This window comes from Tenacibaculum sp. 1B UA (assembly GCF_033978845.1).
Taxonomy (GTDB): domain Bacteria; phylum Bacteroidota; class Bacteroidia; order Flavobacteriales; family Flavobacteriaceae; genus Polaribacter.
The window spans coordinates 492,960-506,817 of the sequence record NZ_JAKVUA010000001.1; the positions used below are offsets into that span (position 1 = coordinate 492,960).

Genomic DNA, 13,858 nt, shown 5'->3' on the forward strand with positions numbered 1-13,858 from the left:
TTAAGTTGATTTGTTTTATAACTGTAGGTTTGTTTTAAGTAATTTAAAATCAATCAATTATGAAACAAAAAATTATTTTGTTACCCTTCTTCTTTTTGTTGTTTTTCTGTGTTGAAGCTATGCTGGCTCAAGACTGTAAGGTTACAAGTGAAAATCAAAAGGTATTTTTAAAATACCCTGAATCAAAAAAAGAATTTGACAAATTTAATAACTACACAAAAAATGTAGTTAGAAAAAAACAAATTTCGCTTTTAAATAGAGCAGAAGAGACCTATACCATTCCAGTGGTTGTACATGTTTATGGTTCAGTTCAACATGGGCAAACCGTAACTTATGAAAAAATAGAAGTTGCGTTAGATAAACTGAACGAGGATTTCAACGGGCTTAATGATGACTTCAATACTGTTGATCCCATTTTTTCAGGAAGACGAGGTACTCTTAGTATTCGATTTGCTTTGGCAAAAATAGACCCTAATGGAGGTAGTACCAATGGTGTTGTATTTCATCCAGAAAAAGCTGGATATGGAAATGGTTCAGGTTATGATGCCCAAATAGCAGCCGATGCTTGGAATAACTATAAGTATATGAATGTATACATTATGGGAGATTTGTATGCTGATGGAAGTGCGACAAACTCTGGAGTTGCATGGTACCCTAATACAGCGATGTCTGATAATAATACCGCTAGAGTGGTTTATAATGGGCGTTATATTCATGGTAATACAAATAAAGAATTTGCTTCGGTATTAACACATGAATTTGGTCATTGGTTAAACCTTATACACACGTTTGAAGGTGGATGTAACGATCCAAATGGAGACTATGTAGACGATACGCCAAAAGAAGATTCTAATTCTGGAGATGATGGCTGTACCGTTGGTGCTAGTGATTGTGGTAATTTAATTAATTATGAAAATTATATGGGCTATGACGCCGCTGCTGGCTGTGGAAAAATGTTTACTCAAGGACAAATAGATAGAATGCTCACGGCATTACAACATCCAGCACGTAAACCTTTATGGCAACCAGCTAACTTAACATCTACAGGGGTAGATTTAACAGGAGCGTCTTTAGTCGTAGATAGTCCAATAGTGGAAGAAGCCTTATCAAATAATGGAGCGATAGTTAATGAAGCTAAAAATGTTACGCTTCAAGGAGGTGCTTTTACCGTTAGTTCTGGAAGTTTATTTGAAGGAACACATTTTGATACAAGTCTACCTCAAGGGGTATCAGCACAAATTACGGTAGTAGATAATCAAAAGTTAAATGTAAAATTTACAGGTCAAGCATTAAATCATGCTAAATCTGATAATTCAACAGGTACAATTACCTTTAAAAATGCAGCAATTTCAGGAGGAACATCCTCTTTAAACTCAGATAAAGTAACGTTTAATTTCTCTTTTTATGATTCTTATAAAGTGGTGTATTTTGATAATCAAGATTACACGGCTAATTCAGGAAGTACTTGGATATTTTTTACAATAAATGGTGCTAGTAATAATAGATTTGGAACGTTTTATGAAAATAGTTCATTGATATTAGAGACGTATAAAAAAGCATTAATATGTCAATCAGGAACTAGAAATGTAAAACCAGTTGAGTTAAATACAGTAATTGATGAGCAAAGTTCTTGGGTAGATGGAGGAGGATATCCTGATTTACATGTAATTAGAGATGCTAGTTACACTTCCTGGGATGGTAAAACCACTTACATAGGTTTTCAATTAGAGTTATACCCAGGAAAAACTAATTATGGTTGGTTCAGAGTTAGTGTTAACAATAATGGGACTTCGTATAGTTTGTTAGATTATGCATATAGTACAGAGCCTTATGGAGCCATTAAGGCAGGAAGCAAAGTTTGGGATGGAGGATCAACTTGTAATGATGGCATTCAAAATGGAGATGAAACAGGAGTTGATTGTGGTGGTTCATGTGAGCCTTGTAGCACAAATGATGATGTAGTATATGTTAACATAGATGACCTAACGGTAACCTCAAATGACCCTTGGAAGTTTTTTAGAATTGAAGTAGGAGACGATACTGATTATGGAGCTTGGTATACTAGCAATTCTGTACGATTAGAAACCTATAATAAAGATATTGTTTGTGAAAGTACGACTAGCAATGCATCCTATTTAGCAGAAGGTGTTTCGGTTGGAGCACCAAGTAATTTTGTAGCAAACTCATATCCTTATACGGTTAGTTCTTCTGATTATACATCGTGGAATGGGAAGACTGGTTTTATTGGGTTTACTTTTAAAATAAATGGAAATCCGCACTATGGATGGTTCCATATTTCGGTTGCAAGTGATGGACAATCTTATACGTTGACAGATTACGCTTACAATAAAACGGCAAATGCGGCAATTACAACAGTAACAAGAAGTGGAGTTGTGGGACCTAGTGATGAAAAGTTAAATGATAGTGGAATTATTTCTGCAACCCCCAATCCATTTATATCACAAACTAAAATTGATGTTTCTAGTCTTTCTAAAGATGGAGCCATACGATTAGATGTGTATGATTTATTGGGAAGGCATATACACAGTAAAGACATTCAATCACCATCTACATTTATACTAATTGATGATAGTGTAATTAAAAGAGAAGGAATGTATTTATTAAAAATCCAATCAGGAAAACAAATAAAAACTCTTAGTATTCTTAAAAAATAAGAAAAGAGTTTTATTAGGGGAGTAAAAACTGTTTGAAATATTTTCAAGCAGTTTTTTTACCATTTATTATAAGGGAATTTGCTTAAGTTAGAATTGTAGTATTTGGCTATTCCGGTAACTTCCTCACCTAGCCATTCAGGTTTTGTAAAGTGTTCGTTTTCGTTTTCTAGTTCTACTTCGGCAACTAATAAACCGTTGTTTTCTCCCAAAAAATCATCTACTTCAAAAGTATGACTGTCTACTTTTACTAAATAACGGTACTTTTCAATAATTCCTTTTTCACATAAATTAAAAAGAGTATCAGCTTCCTTTTTGTCAATTTCTTTTTCCCATTCAAAACGAGTAGTTCCGTTAGTGTTAGAAGCTCCTTTGATAGTTAAAAAACCTGTGCTGTCTTTAATTCGAATTCGTACTACGCGCTCTTTATCTGAATTTAAAAAACCTTGCTTTATGTAGTTTTTTTGAAAAGCTTTTTTCTTAAAATCTGTGGATTTAACTAAAAACTTTCGCTCTATTTCTATAGCCATACAAAACGGAATCAAATTTATACGAATGTACCATTTTTGTTGATATTATTGAATATCTTTGATTAATGATTTTAATAGTTAAACTTGATTAAATGGCATTAATAACTACAAAGGCCATTGTTTTAAGCTCTCTTAAATATGGAGATACCAGTTTAATTGTAAAATGTTTTACTTTACAAGAAGGAGTAAAATCGTATATGATAAAAGGTGTGCTAAAATCAAAAAAAGGAAAATTAAAACCTGCACACTTTCAACCATTAACACAGTTAAATCTTACTGCAAACCATAGCAATAAAAGTTCATTACATTCTATTAAAGAAGTGCAAGTAATTCATTCGTATGAAACTATTCATACTTCCGTAGTTAAACAAACCATTGTACTTTTTTTATCAGAAGTGTTATCGTATATCCTTCAAGAGGAAGAAGAAAACAATCCTTTATATAGTTATATTGAAACTTCTTTAATTTGGTTAGACACACATGGTGAAGTAGCAAACTTTCATATATTGTTTTTATTGAATTTATCTAGGTATCTTGGCTTTTATCCAGACACGACCAATATTGATAGATTAGCCTTTAATTTATTAGAAGGAGGTTTTACCGATACGGAATATGAAAAGCTAACTCTATCGGGAAAAAAATTACTTCTTTTTAAAGGTATATTAGGCATAAATTTTGATGCAATAAATTCAATTTCTTATTCAAAAAAAGAAAGACAAATTATTCTCCGAATTATAGTTCAATATTATGAATTACATTTGGAGGGATTTAGAGAACCTAAGTCATTAGATGTTTTAGAAACCGTATTTAATTAATATGAAGCAAAGAATTACTGTATTTTTTTTATTATTTATTACCACAATTTTTTCTCAAACTATTACTGTTATTGATGCTGAAACAGGTAAGCCTGTAGAGGCTGTTGCAGTGTTTAATAAAAGCAAAGTAACATCGGCAGTAAGTGATGAGTTTGGGAAAGTAGATGTTTCTAATTTTAAAAAAAATGAGGTGCTTACGTTTGCACACGTGTCGTATGCAGAATATCAAGAAAAAAAATCAGCAATAAAAAAGAATAACTACCACGTTTTTTTATCAAAAAACTCTGAGCAGTTAGATGAGGTAGTTGTTTCAGTTTTTAAAAATAGAGAAAAAACCAATCGAATTGCAGAGCAAATAGCAGTGGTTTCTTCAAAAGAAATAGAGAAACTATCTCCACAGACTTCAGCAGATTTATTAGCAAGTGTACCAGGAATTAAAGTTCAGAAATCACAGTTTGGAGGAGGAAGTCCTGTTTTGCGTGGAATGGAAAGTAACCGAGTACTTTTGGTAGTTGATGGTGTTCGTATGAATAATGCAATTTACCGAAAAGGACACTTACAAAACTCAATTACAGTAGCTCCAAATTTATTAGATAGAACAGAAGTTGTTTTTGGTCCGTCATCAGTAATTTATGGTTCTGATGCATTAGGTGGGGTAATTCACTACTATACCAAAACTCCGAAGTTATCAAAAAAAGGAAGTGAAGTTAAAGGAAATACATTTTTAAGATATAGTTCAGCAAATAATGAAATAACTAATGTAGTTTCTGCTGAGTTAAGATTTAAAAAATGGGCATCTTTTACAAGTGTAGCTCATAGTAATTTTGGAGATTTAAAGATGGGAGAAAATCGTTCTCATGGTTTTGAAAACTGGGGAAAAGTACCTTTTTACTCTAATAATACTAATACTTTTTATAACGAGACACCGGTTGTTAATTCTGACCACAACTTACAAAGAAATACAGGTTACAGTCAAACAGATGTATTGCAAAAGTTTTATGTTCCTTTTTCAAAAAACACAGACTTTAAATTAAACTTACAATATTCAACCTCTTCAAACATTCCCCGTTTTGATAAGTTAACAGAGTTGAAAAGTGGAAGCTTAAAGTTTGCTGAATGGTATTACGGACCTCAAGAACGTTTGTTAATATCTCCGCAGTTAATTATCAATCCTAAGAAAAAATGGATGGATAATGGTACAATAACTTTAGCGTATCAAAACATAAAAGAAAGTCGTATACAACGAAAGTATGGAAGCTTAGATAGGTCTTACAGAAATGAAAGTGTAGATGTTTTTAGTTTGAATGGAGATTTTACAATACCCTTAGCTAAAAGAAGGAATTTAGGGTATGGAGTAGAAGTTACTTACAATGATGTAGCATCAAATTCTTATGGGAAAACATTGCGTGTTAATGGTAATAAAATTATTGGTTTTGATGATGATTTTACCGTGCAATCTCGATATCCTGATGGAGGAAGCAGTTATTTAAGTTCAGCTTTTTATGTAGATTATCGTCAAGATATTAATGATAAATCAACATTAAACACAGGAATTAGAGGTACCAATACTGTGTTGAAAGCAAAATGGCTTGATGAAACGTTTATAGATATTCCTCAAAATGATATAAAACTAGATAATCAATCGTTAACAGCAACCATAGGGTATGTGTACAAACCAAATAAAACTTGGCAATTAAATACGGTGTTATCTTCTGGTTTTAGATCACCAAATATTGACGACGTAGGAAAAATAAGAGAGAAAAATGGAAAAGTAACAATACCCAATATAAAATTAAAACCAGAACATGCATATAATGCTGAAATTGGAGTTCAAAAATACTTTAATAATAGAAAGTTTAGAGTTGGAGCTAACGTGTATTATACTTTGTTGAATAATTATATTTATAGAGAGAGTTTTGAGTTGAATGGAAGCTCAACTATTGAGTATGACGGAGAAGAAGGAGCTATTGTAGCTAATGTTAATAAAGGAACAGCTTATGTTACGGGTGCTACAGTAAGTTATCAAGGAAAGTTACATAGAAATTGGAATACTTCAGGATTTGTTACCTATACGTATGGAAAAACTTATGATACCAACGAACCAATGTCGTCTATTCCACCATTATTTGGTCGTTTTGATGTAAGTTACGTAAGCAAGAAGTTAGAAGGTGGAGCCAACTTAGTTTTTAATGCTAAAAAAGATATTTCAGATTATAACATAACAGAAGGGATTGATAACCATGAACAGACACCAATTGTGAATCCTAATGCAACTGAAGATATTAACGAATATTATGGAACTCCTAGCTGGATGACTGTTGGATTGTATGGGAAATATCAGTTTACCAAAAACATTGCTTTACAAGCTCAATTGTCTAATTTATTTGATGAGCATTATAAAGAATTTGCGTCGGGAGTTTCAGCTGCAGGACGTAATATTTCAGTATCTTTGCTAACCAATTTTTAAGTAAAATACAAATGATTAATTTTTTTAAGTTAGTAAGTTTATTAGAAGGGATATCTTACATTTTATTACTTTTTATTGCTGTGCCAATTAAATACTTACAAGGAAATCCAGAGTATGTTAAAATGCTTGGTATGCCTCACGGATTATTATTTGTTGGTTATATCGTATTAGCTATTATGCTAAAGTACGAGCTAAATTGGAACGGTAAAACTTTCGGAATTGTTTGTTTACTTTCTATTTTACCTTTCGGAACATTTTTCGTTGGTAAATACTTAAAAAAGGGAACAGCTTAGTGTTTTTTCAATGTAGTAATGTAAAAACCAACTAAAGTAGTTTGTTGAGCGAAGTCGAAACAAAAACCCTCATTGCTACATTAAATAATTGATTCATTTACTCATTGCGAAAATTACCCTCCGCTAACTGGAGGAATAATTGCGATTACATCATTTTCTTGTATAAGTACATCATCTGTAGCGTAACTTTCGTTAATAGCCACAGCATACGAACTCATTTTTTGTAGCTCAGGAAATTCTGCTACAAGAAACTTTTTAAAACTAGCAATAGTACTTTTGTTAGGAAGTTCAATTTCTAATGAAGAACTATCAATCAAGTCTGTAGCTATACCGAAAAATAGAATGCTTATTTTCATGTGTTTATTTTATTTTTATCAACGGTCCTTTATTTTGATGTTTAAAATAATCATTTCGTTGTGTGTTTAATAATGATTTTAAACATGTCGGTTTCAAAACATAAAAATACCACTAATTTTTATAAACACTGAATTTAACAAAGATTTAACATTTATCACAAGCCACTGATTATCAATGTAAAAAAAAACTAAATTAGGGGAAACCCTGAGAAGAAAATGGTGCCAACTCAGGGTTTCCCCTGATAGGCTTTAACATTTGTTAAAAAATAATTTTATATGTTTGAGGAAGGTAATACTAAAAATTTGATCACTTTTTAGTATTATCTACTAGCTAGTAAAAGAAGAAGAATGTTTATAAAATTGCGCACATTTTTCTTTTTGTTTTGTAAAATTGACTATACTCTTAATTATTTATAGATAGAGTATGGATATTTATTAATAAAAATTAAAAATTAAAAAAATGAAAAGATATTTAATTCTATTTTTAATGCTTTCAACAATTATTAGTTGTACCGAGGAAAAGCCTATATTAAAAGAGGCAGAAAGTGTTATGAATTCTGACAGGTTAAAAAACATACATCAAGGGATAAAACAAAAGTTTGATGATTTGTCAATTAATAAGAAATATAGCTTTGGTTACAGGGACGAAATAGAGGTAGGCCCAGAAGAAGAAATCTATGTTAAAGAACAAATAATGAAAGAATATGTAGATGATGTTTATGATGTAAATTATAAATATGTATTAGAAAATGATGTAGAAAAATTGTTCTTACAATATGGTTTAAACCCCGAACTAATTAGCATGGCTGAATGGGCGATTGAGAATATTAATGATGTTGACTTATATTCTAAATTATATTCAAGATTTTCAATTGAAAACCGACAAGATGCTGATGTGCTTTTTTATTATGTAGAAGTATATAAGTATTTAGTGTTAAACAATCAATTAGTTTCGAGTAAACTATTACAAGCCAGAGGTAGTGGCTGTGGAAGAGCAGTTGTAGGAACTTTGGTTGTAACAGCAATATTTGCAGGGGTTACAATTGCAACAGGAGGAGCATCTTTACCAGCAGCGATAGGTTTTTTTGCAGCTAAAGGATGGTCTACTTATAATATTATAGCAGCTTGTAGCGAGGTAAGAGTTCATGAAACAATAGAAGTTCCATTTTTGCAAAAAGAAAAACTTGAAATAAAGTTTCCAGATGATATAAATATTCCGTTACTTCTAATTCCATAGGTTTATGAAAAAATACTGGCTTGTACCTGTTGTTGCAATTACATTGTTTTCTTTTTATGATTTATATTGCGTAGCCGTAGAATTTAAAGAATTAGATTGGTTGTCAATAGTAGGAAAATTAGTAGTTGATTTTTATATATTAGGTTCAGCTACGTATATTTTGTGCAAAATGTACAAAAAGAAAAATTTATAGAATGTGATTACAATATAGTAGAAAAGAATTACTGATAGAAATAGTTGGTTTTCTTTTCTGCTATTTTTCAGAAAAATAATTATTACAATTTTATCCCGAAAACAATCCTATTTTCAGATTTTCCATTAAAGTAAGAGCGAGCAAAATCTACACGTAAAAAACGCCATTTTCCAACGCCAACATTATCTAAACCAATAGCAAATTCAGAATAAGGTTTGTTGCCTGCTGTAAATAGTCCTTTTGCTCCAGTAACTAGATGAAAGTTAAGTTTATTTAACAAAGGAACCTTGCTTAATAATGCTCCTTTAAAATTATATTCTCCATGAAGTTCAGCGTATTTATCATTAGAACTTAACTTATAATACGGAAGCATATAAAAGTTGTTCAAATAGTTGTCTTTTGGGGCTATTAACAAGCGGTTTCCGTTAAAATGAGCATAATCTATAAACGGAATGTCTTTTTTCTCTAAAAACACACCTCCTTTCACTTTGTAAGCAAACTCACCCCAATTACCCAAATTGATTTGTTGATATAGTTGAGAAAAAACTACATCTGAATTCCATTCAGAGTTTCCTGACCCGAAGTTTTTTTGATAACCAATATACAGCGACGGATACTTACTATTAGGAACGTTATATTTTCCATCAGGATATGATAAGTACTTTTGACCAAAACTAATATTTGCTCCTAAAGAAAAAGTCCACATTTGATGCGGCGTAAAACCTGTTGAAAAATCAGCAGGATCTTGCGGATTATTAGAAGTGTAGTCTACATTGTCTTGCGGAAACATTACATAATCAGTTGTATTAAATAAAGGCTTTCTATCTGCAAACTCTAAAGAAGAGAACATACGTATTCCGTTCGTTACTTCCTGTGAAAAGGTTGTTTTGGCAAATGTCTTTTCATAAATTTTTAAATAGTTTCGTTCAAAACCAATAGAACTTATCGTGTTCCAAAACTTAGAAATAGGTTGTTTAGAGTTGAATTGTGGTGTGGTAACTCCTCCAGAAATCATTAAAATGGGTCGTGTAGTATTATTCCAACGATAGTTAAAGTTGGCTGTAGGACGCACTTTTTTCTCTGAAAAACCATAATTAATATCAGCCCCAATACTAAAATGTTTTCCTTTTTTGTTCAATGATTTTCGGTAGTTAATACCTAAAGAAGAATTCCATCCTTGCACCGTATTAAAGTTAAGATTTTCAATAGGAGAAGAAGTGCTTATCGACCACTTTTTGTAAGAATCTCGGTAAGTATAACCAGAAAGAATATCCAACGGTTTAAACTTATTATTTTTGGTATCTATAGAGTCTAAATATTTCTTCGATTTTCGAATGGTTTTTATGCTGTCTTTTAATTTGTAATCCGATATTTCTTCAGAAGTTAAAGTTACAGGACGAATTTTTTTCCAATATGTTGAATCCTTTTCAGTAGCATTTTCAGCAAATGAAAGAACCTCGTTACCAAAAGTGTCTTTAGTAAAATTAGGATTAAAATTATAGTTAGAATAAGCAGCAGAAAATCGTCCGTTAAAATGAAACCCAAAAAGCCCAGCTTTAAAATCTATGGTTTGCGTAACGGGCACCCAAGCTTTGTTTTTAGTAGAAAAATTATAATTCTGTTTAATATGTAGTGAATCTACAATAGGCAAGCTTATTTGTGCACCAGTGACAATAACATCCGCACCATAAATAGCCCAATTATCTTCAACTATATAGATGAACCCACTAAAAACCCGATCGTTTTTACGTTTTGGTAAAAGTTGAATTTTGTTAATTAGTGTTCCATTTTTATCATAAAAAACACCCGTTAGTTTATAGTTGTAATAGCCAAAGGCACCATTTGCAATAGGAGAAACTACCTTAACGTCACCTAAATCAAAAGAGTTTTCATAAAAGTTAAAATTTACTTCTTCTGCTTGATTAAAACTAATACCGTTGTCTTGTCCGCTAACTTTTGAAGCTATAATATGCTCTTTAAAGTTTTTAGGTCTTTTTTGAAATGAGATTTTAGAGACGGTTTCAGACAGGTAAACGATACCTGTTCTGGTAGAATCCAATCCGCCACCCATGTCACCAATATCTTGTCCTAAAAATTTTTTGGGGAAATCTTTTACCTTAAACAAACCACGAGAATAAAAGTCGGCAGTATACTCAGCAAACTTATCCGTGTTTTTTGCCTTGCTAGCAATGGCATTTCTAATAATTTTGTTAGCAGGATTTTCTTCAGAAGAAATAATTACTTCATCCAAAGTAACCTCTTCTTCGGGTAATGTAATATTTAAAGTAAAAGGGAAAGAGTTGATTTCAATAGTTTTTTTTAGAGTCTTATACCCTAGCATTTGAAATATTACAGTGTGCTCTCCTGTTGAGTTAAAAGCTAATTCGTAGTCACCTTTTGTGTTGGTTGTGGTACCTGTAATAGTATTTTCTAAATATACACTTACAAAAGAAAGAGGCTGGTTTTTAGTATCGGTAACTTTTCCTGTAATTTGAGAAAAAGCAATTGAAGAGCATACTAAAAATAAAAATGTAGTTATATTTTTCATAGTCAGTTGGTTGTTGTTAACAAACATAAAAGAAGAACTTTGTAAAGTGTATTTAAGAAGTGTTAAATAACTTACAAAGTTCTCTTAATATAATGTAAGACTATGAAAAAGAAAAAATGTTACAAAAGATTACTTAACCGTATCTTTTTGTTGCTTTTTCTTCTTTTTTCCGAATAAACCACCTAAAACGTCTGTTACCTTTTTAACAGTTTCTTCCTTTTTACTGGTTGTGCTGGTGCTATCTTTCTTTTTATTTCTTAATAAGCTACCTATAGCATTGTTAACTAACTTGTCTTTTTGTTGTTGAACTAATTTCTGGCTTAACTTAGTAACCGATGAAGATAAATCGGTTTTTACAGAAGGATTAGTCATATTTCCAGCAATACTTGCGGTAATAGGAACAGTAATGTTTTGTTGATCTTTTGCGCTTAATTTTGAAAGTAATCCTTGTGCTTCATTACCTAAATATTTAGCAGGAACATTAAGAGTAACGTTGTAGTTCATTGTTTTATCAAATCCATGGCTACCTCCTATAGTAATACCAATATCTTTATATTTTAAATCAAATGGTTTTACAGCTACTTTACCTTCTTTAAAAGATAAATATGTTTTAATATCAGATAAATCTAGCTTTTTTAAATCAATAAAAGATAATTTATCGTTTAATAAACTAAGTGCTTTTGTTTTTTCAGGATTAATACTAGTTGTTAATAATTCAGCTAAAGCATTACCAGAAACTGAGGTAAGGTTTGGGGTAAAATCGTCATTCAAACTCCCCATTAAATCAATGTCAGAATTTAATTTACCATTCATAGCTCCGGCAATAGGGCTTAATGATTGTAATAAGTCTAAGTTAGTAAATGATTGAGCAATGTCAAAAGATTTGATGCCTAATTTCATATCGAATGTAGGTTTCTTTTGCTGTGTGTTAACTTCTCCATTTAAAGCAATTTGACCATTAAAAATACCAGCATTCATGTTTTGTAAAATGGCTTTTTCGTCTTTTAAAAGCAATGTTCCTCTTACATTTTTTAAAGTCAAATTATCGTAATATACAGTTTGAGCGTTTGCAGAAACAGCACAATCTAAAAATGCAGGAATTTTTAAAGATTCTTTAGGTGTGTCTTTTTTAGATGTTTCCTCTTTACTTTCAGCAGCTTCAGGATTTTCTTGCATAAAATCACTAACATAAAAATTGTTTGAGTTTAGCTTGAAATTTCCTTGTAGTTTTTTGTCAGAAAGTAAAAAGCCTAACAGGTTTTTAATTGTTCCTGTAGCATTTAAATCACTTTTTCCTGAGGTAGCATCAAACTTACTTAAGGTAATGGTGCCAGGTGTAAAATTAACGACTGTGTTTTTAATATGAAGTGGATTTACAACATCTTTAGAAGAAAAAATAAAGTCGATTACCTCCATTTTTCCATTATTTTTAATACGACTTAAAGTATTGTTTTCAATCGCTTTCATGTCGAACTCCGTATGCAAATCAGCCTTTAAAATCCCGCTTAATTCATTTTCTAAATCAATAGGATATGCTTTGTTAATATTGGCGAGGTTTAAAACACCTTTTAAACTAGCGTTTATTTTTGGATTGGTAGTTAGATTATAGATATTTCCTTTTCCAGAAAATGTATCCTGATCAATCTTAAAAGAAAGACCATTAATAGTAACAAACGTATTTTCAGTTTTACCAGTAGTGTTTTTTATTTGTGCATCAATATTAATGTTTTGAACACTTTTAGGCAAATCAGGATATTTAAATGAAGCGTTATTTGACTTCATAGAAATGTCTAACCTCGGAATATGGTTGTCGTCAATAATTCCGTTTACTTTTCCATTCACACTAAAATTACCAGTAGTGCTTACACCAGCAAGGCTTTTAGTATAGGCTTCAGGAATTAATCCTAAAAAGTTTTTAAAGTCTGATGAAGGAGTTTTAAAATTAATGTCAACTTCTTGATTGTTCTCATTTATTTGAACAAAACCATCAAAAACCAATGGAAGATTATTTAGTTTAGCTTCATTTTTTAAAAAAGAAAACTTCATATTGGTTAAGTCCATTCCTAAAATAGCATCTAACTCTATTTTTTGATTCTTGGCATACGAGTTTCCATCCATTCCAAAAGAAACTAAAGTTGAAGTTTGGGTGTCTAATTCTGTATTTGATTGAGAAAAGTCACCACTTCCGCTATGATTTAATTCAGTAAGCTCAAGATTTAACTTACCTTGTTTGTCATTATATTTTATCGTAGCATTGTTAATAGCGTACGAATTAATTGATAATCCAAAAGTTGATGGTTCTTCATTTTTATTCTCTTCTGTTTCTGAGGGCTTTGCAATGTCGTAATTGGCATTTCCTTTTTCATCAACTAATACACTTACCAAAGCATCATCTATAGAAAAAGATTTGATGTTTAATTGATCAGAAGAAGCTTTAAAAAGCTCTGTAAGTTTTAATGCTAAGTTTACCTCTTTCGCATATACCAAGGTGTCACCTTCAAAAGGAGCTTTGTTAATAACCGTTAGGTTTGATAATTGAACAGATGCGTTTGGAAAGTTTCTAAGTAAACTTAGGCTAGAGTCGCTAAAATCAACTTGTGCATTTACGTTGTTGTTAATTGTAGTTTTTACTAAGTTCATCACTTTATCTTGAAATAACAGGGGAATGCTAATCAAAAGGATGAAGAAAAAAATTACAACACCTAATACTATTTTATATATCTTTTTCATTATGAATAAAGTTTGTC

At 31.2% G+C, this 13,858-nt stretch carries 10 protein-coding genes; 6 read left to right on the plus strand and 4 right to left on the minus strand.

All coding sequences use genetic code 11. The features are described from left to right. Nucleotides 1-59 precede the first annotated feature (59 nt). Nucleotides 60-2,675, plus strand: a complete 2,616-nt coding sequence (locus MK851_RS02390) for a zinc-dependent metalloprotease (protein WP_320241083.1) — start codon at nt 60-62, stop codon at nt 2,673-2,675. A gap of 56 nt (nt 2,676-2,731) precedes the next feature. Here MK851_RS02390 and MK851_RS02395 read toward each other — a convergent pair whose 3' ends face one another. Beyond that, the gene (locus tag MK851_RS02395) at nt 2,732-3,202 is read right to left on the minus strand and encodes a CYTH domain-containing protein (RefSeq protein WP_320241085.1); all 471 of its coding nucleotides are present in this window, start codon (nt 3,200-3,202) and stop codon (nt 2,732-2,734) included. A 92-nt stretch (nt 3,203-3,294) separates the two neighbouring features. On the opposite strand from MK851_RS02395, the gene recO reads away from it, so the two are divergent. From recO to MK851_RS02410, 3 genes are read left to right on the plus strand one after another with little or no spacing between them, the layout of a single operon-like run. Further along, a complete protein-coding gene (gene recO / locus MK851_RS02400; RefSeq protein WP_303505261.1) occupies nt 3,295-4,017 on the plus strand; it encodes a DNA repair protein RecO in 723 nt (240 codons plus the stop codon). A gap of 1 nt (nt 4,018) precedes the next feature. Further along, complete coding sequence (locus MK851_RS02405; protein ID WP_320241087.1) at nt 4,019-6,484, plus strand: TonB-dependent receptor domain-containing protein; 2,466 nt, start codon at nt 4,019-4,021, stop codon at nt 6,482-6,484. Between the two features lie 11 nt (nt 6,485-6,495). Then, on the plus strand, nt 6,496-6,777 hold the full coding sequence (locus tag MK851_RS02410) for a DUF3817 domain-containing protein (RefSeq protein WP_320241089.1): 282 nt from the start codon (nt 6,496-6,498) through the stop codon (nt 6,775-6,777). Between the two features lie 113 nt (nt 6,778-6,890). On the opposite strand, the gene MK851_RS02415 is transcribed toward MK851_RS02410, so the two are convergent. After that, the gene (locus MK851_RS02415; RefSeq protein ID WP_320241091.1) at nt 6,891-7,133 is read right to left on the minus strand and encodes a MoaD/ThiS family protein; all 243 of its coding nucleotides are present in this window, start codon (nt 7,131-7,133) and stop codon (nt 6,891-6,893) included. Nucleotides 7,134-7,593: 460 nt separating this feature from the next. On the opposite strand from MK851_RS02415, the gene MK851_RS02420 reads away from it, so the two are divergent. Together MK851_RS02420 and MK851_RS02425 are read left to right on the plus strand one after the other, a co-directional pair. Then, complete coding sequence (locus MK851_RS02420; RefSeq protein ID WP_320241092.1) at nt 7,594-8,370, plus strand: hypothetical protein; 777 nt, start codon at nt 7,594-7,596, stop codon at nt 8,368-8,370. Between the two features lie 4 nt (nt 8,371-8,374). Beyond that, entirely contained in the window at nt 8,375-8,563 is a 189-nt protein-coding gene (locus MK851_RS02425) for a hypothetical protein (protein WP_320241094.1), read from the plus strand. An 82-nt stretch (nt 8,564-8,645) separates the two neighbouring features. On the opposite strand, the gene MK851_RS02430 is transcribed toward MK851_RS02425, so the two are convergent. Then, on the minus strand, nt 8,646-11,111 hold the full coding sequence (locus MK851_RS02430; RefSeq protein ID WP_320241096.1) for a DUF5686 and carboxypeptidase regulatory-like domain-containing protein: 2,466 nt from the start codon (nt 11,109-11,111) through the stop codon (nt 8,646-8,648). 129 nt (nt 11,112-11,240) lie between these two features. Beyond that, complete coding sequence (locus MK851_RS02435; protein WP_320241098.1) at nt 11,241-13,841, minus strand: AsmA-like C-terminal region-containing protein; 2,601 nt, start codon at nt 13,839-13,841, stop codon at nt 11,241-11,243. Nucleotides 13,842-13,858: the final 17 nt, after the last annotated feature.